Origin of the sequence: Bacillus sp. FSL K6-1003, assembly GCF_037964945.1 — a bacterium.
Classification (GTDB): Bacteria; Bacillota; Bacilli; order Bacillales; family Bacillaceae; genus Bacillus; species Bacillus mojavensis.
This window is the reverse complement of sequence record NZ_CP150176.1, coordinates 3,820,570-3,837,221: the sequence shown is the minus strand read 5'-3', so window position 1 is coordinate 3,837,221 and position 16,652 is coordinate 3,820,570. Positions and strand designations below refer to the sequence as shown.

Genomic DNA, 16,652 nt, shown 5'->3' with positions numbered 1-16,652 from the left:
ATTATGTACAAAACAATTAACCAATGGGTAGATTACATAGATGGGGGATGCAGTGTACTTCAAATCGACTTTAATGTGTTTAAAAAAGAGCTCTTAATTGAGATTCAGGTTGTTCAAAACAAAGGTGAATATACGCATAATATTATTTTTCAAAATGTTGCTTCTGTTTATTTTAATGGAGGTGACGGTGATATAAGATTGGAAAAAATAGATTCGGAAGAATACAATTGGCAAGTTTTTGAGATGAGTTATCATCTAGAAGGAATCGGAAATCTATCAAATTCTGTAATTCCGGAGTATCAATCAAATGCTAACTTTCTCATTGACATGAACAGAATGCTGATTGCTATAGAAGCTGAGTCAGTTCGCTTTGATGATCAATCGTTTTATGCATACCAATTAAACAACTAAATAAAGAAAGAGAGGTTGTTAGCCTCTCTTTTCTTATACAACGTAACAGCAACCAGACAATAGGTAAAAGACAACGTCATCGCAATTAAAAGGCTGGATTGGAAAGTAGATTTATCCCAAAACGATTAATGAAACCAGACTGTACTATCTTAGTCATGGTCCGTTACTAATAGCTAATAAATGGCTTATTCCTATCACTTCATTTCTAACCTGGGAGCATAATCAATGAAAAAATTAAAAATGAATAAAATCATCAACACGGACACCCATGGTTGTTTTTTCCATGCTGATACACAGGGGCGTGTCTACATTGGAAAAGGTGTGAAAGGTGATATGACCATTTCAATCTATGATCCTACTGGTGATATTCGGGATTTCACAGTGAAAGAGCAGGTGGCTTACAACGATATTCAGCTCTTTCAACAATATGAAAATGGCTATGTCTTTGTTTATTACGAATCGTACGAGCCAAAGGTAAAGGTTTTTTCAGAAGAGGGAAGAGTGAAAAGTGCTTATTACTTGCCTTCAGGGACTTCATGCAGCCTTCTGGATGAGAAACAAAACCTATGGGTCGGTTTAAGTGATGAAGGCATTTATGATGATGAGAACACGAATGGACAAAGTGTGCTGTGCTTCACTTTAGACGGACAACTAAAGGAAACTCATATTGATCAACAGCTTTCAGAAATATATGCGCCCGTAGTAGATGACTGCTATGCACTTGCAGAAAAAGATGGACTGATATACATGCTGTATTACTCTTATACAGTCATTGCCGCATTTGATGAGACGGACGTGAGACGAGTGTGGATTGTTTCTGATAAAGAATATTCTGGAGTATATGACCAGCTTGCAATTTCAGATGACGGGTTTTGGATATGCAAAGATGAACATTCACTGTCCCTCATTCCGGCTGATGTCAGTCTGCCGATACAAGAGGTGAAGTGCTGTGGTCCAGACGGGCGGGAGCTCTCGGTACAACAGCTGAAACTGACAAGTAATGCTATTTATGCAATATCAGACTCGGGGATATATAAGAGGGATATCAGAGGGGGAAAAGCAAATGAATGAAACATCGTTTTGGCAGCTTATTGACCAAGCTGGGAGTCAGGAAGAACCTAATGAGTGGCTGCGTGAGTTTTAAATAGTTGAAAAAAAAGCTTGTATCAATAAGCGATACAAGCTTTTTTAGAACAAATCTAAACATGAACGACAACGAAAACAAGAGAATGATGAATCAATTTAAAAGAACTTGAGAAATTGTCGGCGGAGAGAATGCGTTTATGTGAAGTTAGGCCTGGTGTTGTCATCGAAATCCCTTTACGGCAAATCAATCAGTTTACATATGCATTGTGGTAAAAGGAGATTTAGCAACAGATAAAAATGATGATCTTCTCATTCAGTATTTTGATATTTTTACAGATCAACGCTTAAGTAAAAAAAGACATATCTCTCATGATGGCAGAAAGGCAAAGAACCCTATTTGTTGCGAATACAGGACTTACAGGCTTTCTTAAGGGGAACTGGAAGGTTGTTTCCAAGGTGCCGATAGATCTGATGAAGAAATTTGATCAATCTGCTATAACATTTGTTATGTATGAAGATGGAAAATACCTCATTAGCCATAACGATTCACTAGCGGCAGAGAGTGATTTAATAGAAGTTGACGAAAGACACGGGAAGACCTTTAGCAATCCGATTGGACTATTTGGTCATTTGAGTATTGAGGATGTACTTAATCAATATTTCAAGGGAATCTCGATGGAGGAATTGATCAAGTATGAGTTATAAAAAGGGACTTTTATTGGGGAAGAGGTACATATGAGCAGATATTGTCTGGAATATGCTGATTCTGATCTTTTTCTTTTAAATGATTTTTTCAAACAATTCCCTCTCCCTATCACTGAGTATAATTGGGTCATTGGCGATATTTTGAATATGATGGATTTATCCGAGGATAAGAATCATTGGAACGATATCATTGGCGAGCGTGAAGACTATCTTTTTATCACAGGTGAGGAATTTCATCGTATATTAAATGAATTTGAGATTTATGTGATATTTTCTATTTTAACTGCTGTGCCTAAAGAGACGATACCGTACGATTTAACACAAGTTCCGTTTGTTGATGGGAATGCTGACTTTTATGAAGATGACTATATCTCCCCTGTGAAAGAATGTGTTTTTGAGGTCGGTTTTTTTGATTCGTCAGATCTTATTTTTACCGTTAATGAAGAAGGAATAGAAAGGATGTTAAAGGCTGCATTCCCTGATTTGAAGCCTTACTGTGAGTATCGAGCATAGGGAAGCATCAAACGGAGGAATCAAAATTGGCAAATGAATTGAATATTTCTGGAGTTTCTCCAATTTTGTTACAGCATATCAAGAAATGGCGTCTTTATCGAGAAACAGATAGGGACGCCATTTATACGATTGAGTTAGCAGTTGTTTATCATTTCCGTTCAATTATTTTTACATTCAAAGACGTTTCAGCCGTTACGATACGAGATTTGGAAACCCTAAAGGACATGTCTGATGTGCTTCTCCGTATTAAACCGCAGACGCAAGGCATCTACCTTGTGGAAGAATGGGAAGAGCAGACGTTCCGCTTTTATTGCCGGCAATATGAGGTGGTGGAAGGGAGAGGATCGCGTGTTTGAAAAACTGAGAAAAAGACAGCAAGAGCTTGAAGAAACGCTGTATCCTGATGAATTGTACGGCTTTGAAGCGGAAATATATGAGTTTTTTATGCTTATTGCCGGCAGTTTGGATTATGTGCTGGCGAATAAAAGGCTGCCCCGGCATCAGCGGCATTCGTTGCAGAAAAGCTTTTTTGAGCTGTATCCTGACATCCCGCTGGATATGATCAAACACGATACTGATTTGTATCATCACATTCTTTTGTACGAGCAAGTCAGACAAGAGATTTGCGCTGCGCTATCCAACTAATAAGGAGGATTTTATGAAAAAAACCTCTATAAGCAGTATCGGCAATTTGGACATGGTCGAGCTTAAGCCCGACCAAACCGTTACGTCATGCGAACTTGGAGATGCTGAGTCTTTTTATCGTTTTTGGCAGGGGCTTGCCTATGAGCAAATCATAATACAGGTGATAACAGGTGGTTCATTTATAGAAGACCTGTCAGAGTTTTTCAAAGGCTATGCTTACAAAGTGACGAAGCTGGCGAAAAGGCAATTTCATTTCCAATGCGTAGTACATGAAACAGACCGGGGCATTGCAGATTTTCTCTTTCTGTTAGCTTCCATCAATGATGATGTTTTTCTGATCACTGACCCTCAACCGAAAAACTATCTTTCCGAAGGCAAACTCCAGTGCCTAACGGAATCAGGCGAACGGATCATGTGGTTTGAATACGATGCTGCGGAGATCTATATGGTTGGCGATGAAACATAAAAGGAGGAGGAATCCATATGAATATCACACAATACGAGAAAATGAAACAGCACCTTTCTGATGCGGATACAGGTCCATTTACATTAAACGAGTTTACTTTTATATGAAAGAAGATGATCGTTATATTCATATTCCTGTGTTTGAATTAAAACTATCTGCTCAAACCTGTGACATTCATTTGCGGTTTGAAGACATCAGTGCATCGAAGCTGGATGATCTTGAATCCATCGATTCGGTTGACTTGGAGCTTTTACCGACTGACGACCAATGGGAGAGGCTCCGTTATTATGTGTATGACGAAGAAAACCAAATAAGCTTCTATTGCGGAGGATGGGATGTAATCAAGTGTGACAAGAAGTCACACTGATTTTCCCCACTTTCCCAGCGTTCTTGCTTTTGTTGCCGCATATGTCACGAGAAACGGGATAGTCACAATCAGAAAAAACAAAGGCACCCAATTTGATAATCCGGTTACATAATGGAGTGTAATGGACAAGAGAGTCAGGAAACTGAAGGTGCAGGTGACGTTTCGAACGTCTTTTTCGCTTCTTTTATATTTCTCTCTCATGGTGGATTGATCACTGTATATCGGCGAAGTTCCGGGCTCAGCCGAAAAGATATGCATACCTTGTGAAGAACAAACACGTTCCCATCCGGCCGCTTCAAACATCTCGGTGTATTCCGCCAAGCTTTCATCCCCAACATCATGATAATCAATACTGTAGATCAATTTCCGCGGCTCAGCTTTTCTAAGCTTATATCCCATAAACGCAAAAGAATCGAGTACCCAGCCCTTGCTGGCCATATCACTGAGTTTCTTCATATCTTTTTCTTCTGAAAACGCCAATCCTTCAGACATCATATATTTTTTCTGTTTCATGATGAATCCCCTTTCAATTGTTGAAAAGCGCGTTCGCCGTGTTCCGCCATCATTTTTCTGCGCTGCATTTCTTTTTTGAGTAATTCTTGGCCGTGCAGGGTTGTCTGGTACACTTTGCGGCGCGGGTTATCGTTGTTGACAAGCTCAATGATCTCTTCCTGCAATAATTTCTTTAACAATGTATATAAGGTAGCCGGGCCGATCGTAAAGGAGGCATCGGTCATGTCTTCAATCTCCTGCATGATCGAATAGCCGTGTTTTGGCTCCAGCAAGGTTATTACAATATAATAGGCTGGATCGGTGAGCTGATCCATTTCCTGCGGACGTTGCTTTGGCAAGCGGTCACCTCATTTCTTATATCAACTAATGATATATCAATTATTGATATAATAAAATCTTCCTTTTCCTTTGTCAATGCAATTTTTTTCTGCACTCAGTCATCATAAAGAAACAATCACCGAGTATGCATTAATGAATGCGTTTTCATAGAGGGGGATTCTTAATGAAAAAGTGGATAACGGCGGGTTTTGTGATGATGTTGATGTTGGGTTTCAGCGAGGCGGAGAGTTTGAAGGCGTCTGAGCCGAAGGTGTATCAGTTTGACTTTGGGAGCGGTTCGGTTGAGCCTGATTACATTGGGGTAAGGGCGTCTGACCGTTATAACCCATCAAAGGGCTACGGTTTTCAAACGCCTGAACATATGAAGGATGTGGCGGCATCCGGGACGGGCGTGAAAAGTGATGCGGTTCAATTTTTGGCGTATGGGACGAAAAGCGACAACACGTTTAATGTGGATCTTCCGAATGGTCTTTATGAGGTGAAGGTGACGCTGGGCAATACGGCGAGGGCAAGCGTGGCGGCGGAGGGTGTGTATCAGGTCATCAATATGACGGGAGACGGTGCGGAGGATACGTTCCAAATCCCTGTCACCGACGGGCAGCTGAATCTGCTGGTGACTGAAGGCAAGGCGGGTACCGCTTTTACGCTCAGCGCGCTAAAAATCAAGAAATTGTCTGATCAGCCGGTGACAAACCGAACGATCTATATCGGCGGCGATTCGACGGTATGCAATTATTATCCGCTCAACAGCAGCAAGCAGGCGGGCTGGGGGCAGATGCTGCCTCACTATGTCGACAAGCGTACCTTTCAAGTGAGAAACATGGCGTCAGGCGGGCAGATTGCGAGAGGGTTTCGAAATGACGGACAGCTTGAGGCGATCTTGAAGTACATTAAACCGGGAGATTACTTTATGTTGCAGCTCGGCATTAACGATACAAACCCGAAGCATAATGAATCTGAAGCTGAGTTTAAGGAGATTATGCGTGATATGATCCGCCAGGTGAAAGCGAAGGGCGCGGACGTGATTCTTTCAACACCGCAAGGCCGGGCGACAGACTTTACTTCTGAAGGCATCCATTCGTCTGTAAACCGATGGTACAGGGCTTCGATTTTGGCTTTGGCCGATGAAGAAAAAACAAGGCTTATTGACCTGAATGTCCTCAGTTCATCTTACTTTACATCGATCGGTCCGGAAAAAACGCTTGCCCTTTATATGAATGGAGATACGCTGCATCCGAACCGCGCGGGGGCCGATGTACTGGCGCGATTGGCAGTTCAGGAACTAAAAAGACAGGGGATTGATGGCTTCTAAAACGTCATTTTTCGGCAAAACACATACGCCGCCGTAAATTAGAGTATAATGAGAACATCTGCAAGAGACAGGAGTTTATACATGAGTCATTTTAAAAACTATCAAATCAGTCATGACATTTTACGAGCATTGGAAGGACTGGGGTATACAGAACCGACCGAGGTGCAGCGAAACGTGATTCCGGCAGCTCTTGAACGAAAAGATCTTGTCGTCAAATCACAGACGGGAAGCGGGAAAACGGCTGCGTTTGGCATTCCTCTCTGCGAGCTGGCGGATTGGGATGAAAACAAGCCGCAGGCACTGGTGCTGACGCCGACCCGTGAGCTTGCCGTGCAAGTAAAAGAGGATATCACGAACATCGGAAGATTTAAACGAATCAAAGCCACAGCTGTGTTTGGAAAATCATCTTTTGATAAACAAAAAGCCGAGCTGAAGCAAAAAAGCCATATTGTTGTCGGCACACCGGGACGCGTCCTGGACCATATTGAAAAAGGCACGCTGCCGCTGGATCGCCTTTCCTATCTGGTCATTGATGAAGCGGATGAGATGCTGAATATGGGCTTCATCGATCAGGTGGAGGCGATTATCAAGCATCTTCCGGTTAAGCGCACAACGATGCTGTTTTCTGCGACACTGCCAGAGGATATTGAGAAATTAAGCCGCCAATATATGCAAAACCCAGAGCATATCGAAATCAAAGCGGCCGGCCTCACCACAAGGAATATTGAACATGCGGTGATTCAAGTCAGAGAAGAGAATAAGTTTTCTTTGCTGAAGGATGTACTTATCACTGAGAACCCAGACAGCTGCATCATTTTCTGCCGGACGAAAGAGCATGTGAATCAGCTGACCGATGAATTGGATGACTTAGGATATCCATGCGATAAAATTCACGGCGGGATGATTCAGGAAGACCGCTTTGACGTTATGAATGAGTTTAAAAGAGGCGAGTACCGTTATTTAGTCGCGACAGACGTCGCCGCACGGGGGATCGATATCGAAAATATCGCCCTTGTCATCAACTATGATTTGCCTCTTGAGAAAGAAAGCTACGTACACCGTACAGGACGGACAGGGCGAGCCGGAAAACAGGGAAAAGCGATTTCATTTGTGGCGCCGTTTGAAAAGCGGTTCCTAGCTGAAATAGAAGACTATATCGGATTCGGGATTCAGACATTAGAAGCCCCGTCCCAAGAGGAAATCGCAAAAAAGAACCCGGATTTTCTCGCTAAACTGAAGGACCGTCCGAAAATCAAAAAGGACAAAAGCGAAGAGCTGAATAAAGACATCATGAAGCTGTATTTTAACGGCGGAAAGAAAAAGAAAATCAGAGCCGTTGATTTTGTAGGGACGATTGCCAAAATTGATGGTGTGTCAGCTGATGACATTGGCATCATTACAATCATGGATAACGCCTCGTACGTAGAAATTTTAAACGGAAAAGGCCCTCGTGTTCTCAAAGCCATGAAGGATACAACCGTCAAAGGGAAAAAGCTTAAGGTGAATAAAGCGAATAAATGATGAATGACCTGCTCCCAGTTAAAGGGGCAGGTCATTTTTGTGATGGCTGACATCGGCACTGTTCTCTTCCGGCACAAACGCGAGGATGACAATTCCGATCACAAACAAAATGATCAGGCTGAACACCGCAGTCGAGGATTTCCCGGTCAGCTGGGCGGTAACGGCAATGAGAAGCGGCCCCATAATCGAGGCGAATTTCCCGAAAATATTGTAGAAGCCGAAGAATTCATTTGCATGGTGTTTTGGGACGAGCTTGGCGAAATAGGAGCGGCTTAATGCTTGAATGCCGCCCTGCGAGGTGGCGACAAGCATGGCTAAGATCCAGAAATCAAGCGTCGTTTCCAGAAAATACGCATATACGCAGACAATCATATATATGACGATGCCAACGTACAGCATTGTTTTCCCCGTAAAGCGCTCCGCCAGTCTTCCGTATAAAATGGCAAACGGCGCGGCGACGACCTGAGTGACAAACAGGATGATCAGGAGACTTGTGGAGCTGATGCCCAAGTCTGACCCGTAGGACGTCGACATCGTAATAATGGTGCCGACTCCGTCGATATAAAAGAAATAAGCGAGCAGAAAGAGGAACAGCGCCCGGTACTGCCGGATCCGTTTCATCGTTTGCCCGAGGCGTTTAAAGCTGTTGGCTATGATGCGGGGTTCTTTTTTGATGTAATAGCGCTGATGCACGTTTTTCAGCATCGGAATGGTAAACAGTCCCCACCAAGCGGCCGTTATAAAAAAGGACAGCTGGCTTGCAGCAGACACAGACATCGGAATTGTTTCAGCTTGTGCAAGCAGGATGACGGCAATGCTGAGGATAAATGGAATCGTGCTGCCAATATAGCCTAAGCCAAAGCCGCGAGCGGAAACAAGATTCATTCGCTCTTCAGGCGTGACGTCAACGAGGAAGGCATCGTAGAAAACATTGGCGCCGGAAAAACCGACAGCCGATATGGTGTAGAACAGCAGCAAAAGCAGCCAATGTTCACTAGGAATAAAGGCAAGCGCCGCAGTGCTGGCGACACCGGCAGACACAAAGAAACCGAAAAACTTTTTTTTGCAGCCTTCATAGTCGGCGATGGTTCCTAAAATCGGGCCGAGCATGGCGAGAATAAAGGTAGAAATCGCTATCGTATAGCCTAAATAAGCAGTAGATTGAGCAGCGCTGACACCGCCTTCCGCAGCGGCTGATTTATAAAACAACGGAAATACCGCGGTTGTGACGACAATGGAATAAGCAGAGTTTGCCCAGTCATATACAACCCAGCTGTTTTCTTGTTTCGTAAAACGTTTCATCTGCAGAGCCCCTCCCCAGTAACGATACTTCTATTGTACGAGAAACCGCATAGAAAAGGATGGAACCGTGGTCAATTTTTACAAAATGTTTAGTCAATGACCGCTACAGCTGCCATTGATCATGACAGAAAACGGGTTAGGCGCTTTCGATAAATTCGATGCTGCAAGAAAAGCTTTTATTGGTATAAAGAGCTGATGGCTTCGAGTGGCAGGTCATCAAATAAATAGAAAAAATAAACAATTCATGAAAATAAATATATTTATGTAAATGATCCGAGCTACTCGCCGATATGTATAGTATAAAATTGGAAAGGGGTTTGTATATGAAGAACAAAAAAATTGTTTCACTGCCTTTTTTGTGTACTGTGTTGCTTGTTGTTTTTAGTTTAGGTATGAATTCAAATGCTGCCTCAGCGCAAAGTGTGTTAAAAGAAAAAACAATCATGGAGCAGCAGGAAAAACTGAAAAAACAAAAGGAAACTGAGCGTGTTTCATTAAATCAAGCGAAACAAGTAAGCCTTAAAACAGACAAGAAAACAGAAAAGATGAAAGTGAAGAAGCCTTCGAATGAGAATGTTTTTAAAACAAGTTCCTTGTACAACTCCGATGACCAGGTTTTCAATACAACCTCTGTCCTTGATGAAAATAATCCTGATGATATGTACTTTTTCAGTACTTCGTCAGATCGAACCCTTATCACAAGAATTCTTTCAAACAACAGCGATTACCATCTGAAATTGTATGTTGTCAATTGGGATACAGGAGAAGCTCAGCCGTCTAATATATCAATGGCAGCAGGGAACTTAGTGCTTTTAAAAGAGCTTCCCGCTGGCGATTATATGATCCGGGTTTACTCTGAAGGAACGACGGGAGATTCATATAACATTCAGTTAAATGCGAAAAACCCTTCAAATTATTCAAGTGTAAAATCGGTAACGTCTAATTTACAAGCCTTTGTTGCTGAGTATGGAGATGGTTCCGTTTATGCGAATGGTACACTGCTGTACAATTCTAATACGAAAACATCTTCATTAAACTGGGAAAGAGTATATTATTTTTCCTATGGTGGCGGGTATAATCAGCGCACCCATTCCATTTCTGATGTGAAGGTTAAAAATATTTCTGACCCTGTCACTTATCGTTCAAGTTATGCAAGTTCAAGCTCAGCCATCATGGTTTACTTAGACACAGGCACGCTTTTTATGCATCATGTATCAGCTTATCAGTCCGGGGTAGGTTATGATGATTCTTTCCTTGATACGTTAGGTAAAAAAACACCTAGAAGGCTTGATGCGGATGATCAGAATTATGGGGATCATATATTAATCGTTGATCTAAAAACCGGCAAAGCGATAGACTTTTTCAGTGTATTAAATTACTACTATGCTTCAGGTGTTGAAAGCTTGCCTGTCATAAAATATATCAATTAAATGACCAAAAAAGGATTTCCGGCATCGGAAATCCTTTTCTCACGTTAAAACGAAATAATCCCAATCAGCAGTGCCGCAATCGTCATCACAATGGTTGTTCCCACGGCCCATTTGATCGTGAATTTTTGATGGTCGCCAAAGCTGACGCCCGCCATTCCGACCAATAAATAAGTGGAAGGCACGAGAGGACTGAGCAAATGCACAGGCTGGCCCAGCAAGGAGGCTCTGCCGATTTCTGCGGCATCGATCCCGTAAGCAGCGGCGGCTTCTGTGATGATCGGCAGAACACCGAAGTAAAAGGCGTCATTCGACATAAAAAAGGTAAATGGCATGCTGACGATGGCTGTAATCAAGGGCAGGTGCGGGCCCATGGCGTCAGGGATGAGTGATACGAGAGAATGCGCCATGGCGTCTACCATTTTAGTACCCGACAAAATGCCTGTGAAAATGCCGGCGGCAAACACCATGGAGACAACGTTTAAGGCATTTCCTGCATGCGCTGAGATTCGCTTTTGCTGCTCTTTTACGTTTGGATAGTTCACCATCAAGGCGATAGCAAATGCGATCATAAAAAGAACAGGAAGCGGAAGCAGGCTGGTGATCAAAGCGGCCATCAGCACGACAGTCAGCAGCAGGTTAAACCACTGGAGAGCGGGGCGTTTGAGCGGCGCTGTATTCGGATCGGACGCGTGCTGGTGTTCAATTGAGATGACGCCGAGCCGTTTCCGTTCTTTTTTTCCTAGAATATAGGCTACGGCAAGCACCCAGAGAATGCCGGCGATCATAGCAGGAATCAACGGAGTGAAGACTTCTGACGTGTCCAATTTTAAAGAAGCCAAAACCCTTGCAGTCGGACCACCCCACGGAATAATATTCATGACTCCCGACCCGAGCATTGCAATTCCCGCCAACACCAGGCGGTTCATGCCGAGCCGTTTGTATAGAGGAAGCATCGCCGCAATGGTAATCATGTACGTTGTTGTCCCATCTCCGTCCAGCGAAATGGTCATCGTCAGTACCGCTGTGCCGACAGCGATTTTTAATGGATCTCCTTTGACAAGGTATAAGATTTTGGCAATGAGCGGATCGAACAAGCCTGAATCAATCATGATGCCGAAATACAGGATTGCAAATAATAGCATGATGCCTGTCGGAGCGAGGCCTGTTACACCCTGAAGCATCATATCGCCCAGGTCTTTGCCGAATCCGCTGATCAGGGCAAACACAACAGGAACGACAATCAAAGCAATAAGAGCGGAAAGCCGATTTGCCATAATAAGATACATGAAGACAATGATCATCACAAAACCGAGTATCGCAAGCACGATATGACCTCCCCCATTCAACAGCACAATTTTTAGTAAGCGCTTCCACATTTCGAGAAGGCTTATTTCAAATATTTATGACCTCATGTTGACAAGTAGACCTAAAAACCTAGAGAGCAGATAAGCAGTTTATATGCAGGTCGCCAAGGGTAAATGTGCTATAGAATGTTTATTTTTTGAGATCTGGAATAGGAAAAGGGGGAGCAGACATGAGTGATGACCAAAACAAACGAGTCAATGAACACTCAAAAGACGAGCAGCTCGAACAGTATAGGGTTGATAACAGCGGAAAGAAAATGACGACAAACCAAGGCGTACGGGTGTCTGAGGACGAACATTCGTTAAAAGCCGGAGTTCGCGGCCCGACGTTGATGGAGGATTTTCACTTTCGGGAGAAGATGACCCATTTTGACCATGAGAGAATCCCTGAACGGATCGTGCATGCGCGCGGGTATGGCGTGCATGGCTTTTTTCAGGTTTACGAACCGATGACAGAATTCACTCGGGCGAAATTTCTTCAGGACCCTTCGGTGAAGACACCGGTATTTGTCCGGTTTTCAACGGTTGCGGGCTCCAAAGGCTCCGCTGACACGGTGCGTGACGCCAGAGGATTTGCGACAAAATTTTATACGGAAGAAGGAAACTATGATCTTGTAGGCAATAATATCCCGGTGTTCTTTATTCAGGATGCGATCAAATTCCCGGATTTGGTGCATGCGTTTAAGCCTGAGCCGCACAATGAAATGCCGCAGGCCGCTACTGCCCATGATACGTTTTGGGACTTTGTCGCCAATAACCCTGAGTCGGCTCACATGGTGATGTGGACGATGTCTGACAGAGGCATCCCCCGCAGCTACCGGATGATGGAGGGCTTTGGCGTTCACACGTTCCGGTTTGTCAATGAACAAGGAAAGGCGCGTTTCGTGAAATTCCATTGGAAGCCGGTGCTCGGCGTGCATTCTCTCGTATGGGATGAAGCGCAGAAAATTGACGGAAAAGACCCCGACTTCCACCGCCGCGATCTGTGGGAAACGATTGAGAACGGCGGCACGGTTGAATATGAGCTAGGCGTGCAGATGATAGAGGAAGAAGATGAATTCAAATTTGATTTTGATATTCTTGATCCGACGAAGCTTTGGCCGGAAGAGCTTGTGCCGGTGAAGATCATTGGGAAAATGACGCTGAATCGCAATCAGGATAATGTATTTGCGGAAACGGAGCAAGTCGCATTCCACCCGGGAAATGTTGTGCCGGGCATCGACTTCACAAATGATCCGCTCCTGCAGGGACGGCTTTTCTCTTATACGGATACACAGCTGATCCGTCTTGGCGGCCCGAACTTCCACGAGATTCCGATTAACCGCCCGGTATGTCCGTTCCATAACAACCAGTACGACGGTTATCATCGGATGACCATCAATAAGGGACCGGTCGCTTATCATAAAAACTCTCTGCAGAACAATGACCCGTCTCCTGCGTCAGCCGAAGAAGGCGGTTACGTCCACTATCAGGAGAAAGTAGAGGGCAGAAAAATCCGTCAGCGGAGCGACAGTTTTAATGATTATTATTCACAGGCAAAACTGTTCTGGAACAGCATGTCCCCGGTTGAGAAAAAGCACATCATTTCCGCCTTTTGCTTCGAGGTCGGGAAGGTCAAAAGTAAAGATGTGCAGCGGCAGGTCGTAGATGTCTTCAGCAACGTAGATACTGTCCTGGCAGAAGAAATCGCCAAAGGAGTAGGTGTGGCACCGCCAGCGAAACGCAAAGCATCAAAAGAAATCCTTACCTCACCTGCATTAAGCCAAGCCCGTACAGTGAAAACAGCGTCAACGAGAAAAGTCGCGGTTCTCGCCGGCAATGGTTTTGATGAAAAAGAACTGCAAACAGTGCTGGACGCCTTAAAACAAGAAGGGATCACAGCGGATATCATCAGTCAAACGCTGGGGTACATCACAAGCGGCGCCGGACAGCAGCTTGAGGTCGGCGGCACATTCCTGACGACAGACTCCGTTCTATATGACGCCGTCTATACCGCAGGGGGACTTGAACTAAAAGAAGATAAACAAGCGATGGCGTTTATCAGAGAAGCCTACAATCACTATAAGGCGGTCGGTGCGGCAAACGAAGGAGTTGGCCTCCTCAAATCAGCTGTCGGCGCAACAGGGGGGCCGGGAATTGTGACAGCAAAAGACGAAGAGGACTACACCGGCTTCAGCAAAGCGTTTATCGAAGCAGTTGCCGCCCACCGCCATTGGGATAGACGAATTTGATTCGCTCCTGTATCGTAGAGGAAGATACTTATGGATAAGGAGCATGACATATGAACGAGAAACAGCTCGCAGAGGCTTACGAGCGCGACGAAAATATGATGATATTAGTGTTCGCCCAATGGTGTGTCAACCATGATCTTGATCCGTTGGAGCTGTATGCCAAAGCGTATCCGCAGCAAAAGCTGAATGAAAGCTTGAAAAAAACAGTGGAAGAACTGATCGTGCCAAAGAACGAGTCAGAACACATACCTGACCAGACCCTCATTGCGGTGTTAGAGATGTTTGGGAATATTGATTTGGCACAAGCGGTTCACGAAGTGATTGCTGAGCGTAAAGAGTAAAAAAGAGACAGTATGTTGTCTCTTTTTTATTTGGGAAAAAATCGAGCAGATCGACCTAGAAACTTCTTTTCACTTCATCGGTCTATAAAAGTGTGCGCTGCAGAAAAGAGGGAATGATAAACAAAGAAAATCAAAGGAGGAGATTGTATGAAATGGAATAAAATGATGAGACTCGCCGTTGCTGCTTCTGTCTTGCTTTTTAGTGTATTTGCATATGCGGCCCCATCTTTAAAAGCGGTTCAAGCGAAAACGCCGGCTGTCAGCAGCCATACGTACAAAAAGATCAAGGAATTAAAGTATCCTCAGGTGCATCACATCGGGAATGCCGCGTTTGAAAAAACATCAATCAAGAGATGAAAGCCTACATTGAGCAATCGTATCAAGAATACCTGAAAAACAAAAAAGCCGGTGAACAGCAGGGCTTCAAAGCGGAATATCAAACATCCTTCAGCGTCAAATATAATGCGGCGGGCAAGCTCAGCATTCAAACGCTCAATTATATCTATTCAGGCGGCGCCCATGGTTTAACGTCTGTTCAGCCCTTCAACTACGACTTGAACACACACAAGCGGGTGACACTGAATCAGATTCTGAATACCAAAACTAAAGTCAGCAAAACGAAAGATTACCTATACAGCTATATCAAAAAACATGACACGCTGTTTTTCCCTGATGTAAAGAAAGAGGAGATTATCCTTAACCAAAACACAATGTTTTACTTTACGAAAAACGGGATCGCCATCGTCTTCGGCCAGTATGACTTGGGACCTTATGCAGCTGGAATCCGTGATGTGCAGGTGCCTTCCTCTGTTTATCAATAATCAAAAGAGCCATATCCTTAAAAAGGGATATGGCTCCATTTTTCTACCACACAAACAGACCGACAATCGCAGCACTTAGTAAAGATACCGCAATTCCGCTGACGAGCAGCTTCCATACGTTTTTCCCGATCACGGTTGACTTTTCGCCGTCAAGGATCGAGTTGTACGTTCCGTAAATCATGCCGACAGTACTGAAGTTGGCAAATGACGTCAGGAATGTCGTCGCTACCGCAACTGTGTGAGGGGGTAGTGTTTTAAGATTGTTTTTCAAGTCAAGCATCGCAACAAACTCGTTCGTTGCCAATTTCATTCCCATCAGCTGAGCGACATACATCGCATCGTGTACCGGCAGCCCAAGCAGGAATGCGAAAGGACTGAAGAGATAAGCAAAAATCGTCTGGATGGTCAGGCCGTGTACGAAAACACCAAGAATGCCATTGACCGCTGACGTTAACGCCACATAGCCGATGACCATTGCCAAAATAACGATAACCATGTTCATGCCGACAAGCATACTGTTAGAAATCGTAGAGAAAAAGTCTTTTTTCTCTTCTTTAGGCGGTGTATAGATGATGTCTTCATCCTCCGGCACATGCACTGGATTCAGCAGGTTTGCGATAATCAGCGCGTTTAAGCAGTTTAAAGGAATCGCTGTAAACACGTATGTCGCCGGCACCATTGACAGGTAAGATCCGATAATAGAACCGCTGATGCTGCTCATGCTCATTAAGCCGAATGTGAGCAGGCGGTTGTTGTTTAATACTGTGAGCTGCTGGCGGATGACTGCCAGAGCTTCTGTATTTCCCAAAAACATCATTTGAATAGAGAAAAAGCTCTCTAATTTCGGCAAGCGGGAAGCCTTTGAGATCACCCAGCCGATTTTATCAATCAGCCATGGCAAAATGCCGAAATATGTTAAAATGTCAAAGAATGTGACGATGAAAATAATTGGAAGAAGTGCGCTGAAGAAAAAGTCTACCGTTTCATTTGCCATCACAGAAGGGAAGGCAAAGGCGATCCCGTCACTGGCACAAGCAATCAGCCAAGTGAAGAAATTTCCAATTTGTCCGATGGCCCAGCTGCCAATTTTTGTCCCCAGCATAAACCACGTAATCAAAAGCTCCAGAACAATTAACGTAATGATCGGACGCCACTGGATTTTCTTTTTCTGCGGGGAGCATAGGAACACAACTGCCATAATCACAATGAGGCCGACAAGGTTTAATAAAAAGTACATGATAGCAACTCCTATGAGGTTTATTATGGAAATGAAAAAAGCCCTTAT

General features: G+C 44.0%; 16 protein-coding genes and 3 pseudogenes. 14 read left to right on the top strand and 5 right to left on the bottom strand.

The genetic code is table 11. The annotated features are described in order from the left end of the window. The first annotated feature begins 3 nt into the window (after nucleotides 1–3). The 8 genes and pseudogenes from NSU16_RS19565 to NSU16_RS19530 all read left to right on the top strand — a co-directional run. Nucleotides 4–411, top strand: a complete 408-nt coding sequence (locus tag NSU16_RS19565) for a hypothetical protein (RefSeq protein WP_286059269.1) — start codon at nucleotides 4–6, stop codon at nucleotides 409–411. A gap of 225 nt (nucleotides 412–636) precedes the next feature. Beyond that, nucleotides 637–963, top strand: a pseudogene (locus NSU16_RS19560) (DNA-binding protein); the annotation flags it as partial. Nucleotides 964–1,866: 903 nt separating this feature from the next. Then, complete coding sequence (locus tag NSU16_RS19555) at nucleotides 1,867–2,202, top strand: hypothetical protein (RefSeq protein ID WP_326226158.1); 336 nt, start codon at nucleotides 1,867–1,869, stop codon at nucleotides 2,200–2,202. Between the two features lie 30 nt (nucleotides 2,203–2,232). Next, complete coding sequence (locus NSU16_RS19550) at nucleotides 2,233–2,715, top strand: hypothetical protein (protein ID WP_326331833.1); 483 nt, start codon at nucleotides 2,233–2,235, stop codon at nucleotides 2,713–2,715. 26 nt (nucleotides 2,716–2,741) lie between these two features. Then, nucleotides 2,742–3,071: a hypothetical protein gene (locus tag NSU16_RS19545; protein ID WP_127696319.1), complete on the top strand. Its 330-nt coding sequence runs from the start codon at nucleotides 2,742–2,744 to the stop codon at nucleotides 3,069–3,071. Beyond that, complete coding sequence (locus NSU16_RS19540) at nucleotides 3,064–3,360, top strand: YxiJ family protein (RefSeq protein WP_339191766.1); 297 nt, start codon at nucleotides 3,064–3,066, stop codon at nucleotides 3,358–3,360. The genes NSU16_RS19545 and NSU16_RS19540 overlap by 8 nt, the downstream gene beginning before the upstream one ends. A gap of 13 nt (nucleotides 3,361–3,373) precedes the next feature. After that, a complete protein-coding gene (locus NSU16_RS19535; protein WP_339191765.1) occupies nucleotides 3,374–3,826 on the top strand; it encodes a hypothetical protein in 453 nt (150 codons plus the stop codon). A 17-nt stretch (nucleotides 3,827–3,843) separates the two neighbouring features. Further along, nucleotides 3,844–3,971: pseudogene (locus NSU16_RS19530) on the top strand (hypothetical protein); the annotation flags it as partial. Nucleotides 3,972–4,184: 213 nt separating this feature from the next. Here NSU16_RS19530 and NSU16_RS19525 read toward each other — a convergent pair. Beyond that, the gene (locus NSU16_RS19525) at nucleotides 4,185–4,706 is read right to left on the bottom strand and encodes a DUF2812 domain-containing protein (protein ID WP_339191764.1); all 522 of its coding nucleotides are present in this window, start codon (nucleotides 4,704–4,706) and stop codon (nucleotides 4,185–4,187) included. Next, the gene (locus NSU16_RS19520; protein ID WP_339191763.1) at nucleotides 4,703–5,044 is read right to left on the bottom strand and encodes a helix-turn-helix transcriptional regulator; all 342 of its coding nucleotides are present in this window, start codon (nucleotides 5,042–5,044) and stop codon (nucleotides 4,703–4,705) included. The genes NSU16_RS19525 and NSU16_RS19520 overlap by 4 nt, the downstream gene beginning before the upstream one ends. Before the next feature lie 164 nt (nucleotides 5,045–5,208). Here NSU16_RS19520 and NSU16_RS19515 point away from each other — a divergent pair, with 164 nt between their 5' ends. Both NSU16_RS19515 and NSU16_RS19510 read left to right on the top strand, forming a co-directional pair. Continuing rightward, nucleotides 5,209–6,357 carry a GDSL-type esterase/lipase family protein gene (locus NSU16_RS19515; RefSeq protein ID WP_326334139.1) on the top strand — a complete coding sequence of 383 codons (1,149 nt, stop codon included), beginning with the start codon at nucleotides 5,209–5,211 and terminating at the stop codon, nucleotides 6,355–6,357. Nucleotides 6,358–6,438: 81 nt separating this feature from the next. Beyond that, the gene (locus tag NSU16_RS19510) at nucleotides 6,439–7,878 is read left to right on the top strand and encodes a DEAD/DEAH box helicase (RefSeq protein ID WP_339191762.1); all 1,440 of its coding nucleotides are present in this window, start codon (nucleotides 6,439–6,441) and stop codon (nucleotides 7,876–7,878) included. Between the two features lie 18 nt (nucleotides 7,879–7,896). On the opposite strand, the gene NSU16_RS19505 is transcribed toward NSU16_RS19510, so the two are convergent. After that, nucleotides 7,897–9,180, bottom strand: coding sequence for an MFS transporter (locus NSU16_RS19505; protein WP_168749148.1), 1,284 nt, complete (start codon nucleotides 9,178–9,180; stop codon nucleotides 7,897–7,899). A gap of 323 nt (nucleotides 9,181–9,503) precedes the next feature. On the opposite strand from NSU16_RS19505, the gene NSU16_RS19500 reads away from it, so the two are divergent. Then, the gene (locus NSU16_RS19500) at nucleotides 9,504–10,610 is read left to right on the top strand and encodes a hypothetical protein (RefSeq protein ID WP_339191761.1); all 1,107 of its coding nucleotides are present in this window, start codon (nucleotides 9,504–9,506) and stop codon (nucleotides 10,608–10,610) included. Between the two features lie 44 nt (nucleotides 10,611–10,654). Here the strand turns inward: NSU16_RS19500 and citH are convergent, their stop codons facing one another. Continuing rightward, complete coding sequence (gene citH, locus NSU16_RS19495; protein WP_339191760.1) at nucleotides 10,655–11,935, bottom strand: citrate transporter CitH; 1,281 nt, start codon at nucleotides 11,933–11,935, stop codon at nucleotides 10,655–10,657. Between the two features lie 209 nt (nucleotides 11,936–12,144). Between citH and NSU16_RS19490 the strand changes: the two genes are divergently transcribed. The 3 genes and pseudogenes from NSU16_RS19490 to NSU16_RS19480 all read left to right on the top strand — a co-directional run bounded on the left by NSU16_RS19490 (nucleotide 12,145) and on the right by NSU16_RS19480 (nucleotide 15,367). Beyond that, complete coding sequence (locus NSU16_RS19490) at nucleotides 12,145–14,205, top strand: catalase (RefSeq protein WP_339191759.1); 2,061 nt, start codon at nucleotides 12,145–12,147, stop codon at nucleotides 14,203–14,205. Nucleotides 14,206–14,255: 50 nt separating this feature from the next. Next, nucleotides 14,256–14,546 (top strand): hypothetical protein, encoded by a 291-nt coding sequence (locus tag NSU16_RS19485; protein ID WP_339191758.1) that lies wholly within the window; start codon nucleotides 14,256–14,258, stop codon nucleotides 14,544–14,546. A 147-nt stretch (nucleotides 14,547–14,693) separates the two neighbouring features. Beyond that, nucleotides 14,694–15,367 (top strand): annotated as a pseudogene (locus NSU16_RS19480) (DUF3298 and DUF4163 domain-containing protein). Between the two features lie 43 nt (nucleotides 15,368–15,410). Here the strand turns inward: NSU16_RS19480 and NSU16_RS19475 are convergent. After that, nucleotides 15,411–16,604: a NupC/NupG family nucleoside CNT transporter gene (locus NSU16_RS19475; RefSeq protein WP_010332441.1), complete on the bottom strand. Its 1,194-nt coding sequence runs from the start codon at nucleotides 16,602–16,604 to the stop codon at nucleotides 15,411–15,413. Nucleotides 16,605–16,652 lie beyond the last annotated feature (48 nt).

Coding starts and splice junctions, on each gene's coding strand:
- NSU16_RS19565 (WP_286059269.1), top strand. CDS start 4: ATGTACAAAACAATTAACCAATGGGTAGATTACATAGATGGGGGATGC.
- NSU16_RS19555 (WP_326226158.1), top strand. CDS start 1,867: ATGATGGCAGAAAGGCAAAGAACCCTATTTGTTGCGAATACAGGACTT.
- NSU16_RS19550 (WP_326331833.1), top strand. CDS start 2,233: ATGAGCAGATATTGTCTGGAATATGCTGATTCTGATCTTTTTCTTTTA.
- NSU16_RS19535 (WP_339191765.1), top strand. CDS start 3,374: ATGAAAAAAACCTCTATAAGCAGTATCGGCAATTTGGACATGGTCGAG.
- NSU16_RS19525 (WP_339191764.1), bottom strand. CDS start 4,706: ATGAAACAGAAAAAATATATGATGTCTGAAGGATTGGCGTTTTCAGAA.
- NSU16_RS19515 (WP_326334139.1), top strand. CDS start 5,209: ATGAAAAAGTGGATAACGGCGGGTTTTGTGATGATGTTGATGTTGGGT.
- NSU16_RS19510 (WP_339191762.1), top strand. CDS start 6,439: ATGAGTCATTTTAAAAACTATCAAATCAGTCATGACATTTTACGAGCA.
- NSU16_RS19505 (WP_168749148.1), bottom strand. CDS start 9,180: ATGAAACGTTTTACGAAACAAGAAAACAGCTGGGTTGTATATGACTGG.
- NSU16_RS19500 (WP_339191761.1), top strand. CDS start 9,504: ATGAAGAACAAAAAAATTGTTTCACTGCCTTTTTTGTGTACTGTGTTG.
- NSU16_RS19490 (WP_339191759.1), top strand. CDS start 12,145: ATGAGTGATGACCAAAACAAACGAGTCAATGAACACTCAAAAGACGAG.
- NSU16_RS19485 (WP_339191758.1), top strand. CDS start 14,256: ATGAACGAGAAACAGCTCGCAGAGGCTTACGAGCGCGACGAAAATATG.
- NSU16_RS19475 (WP_010332441.1), bottom strand. CDS start 16,604: ATGTACTTTTTATTAAACCTTGTCGGCCTCATTGTGATTATGGCAGTT.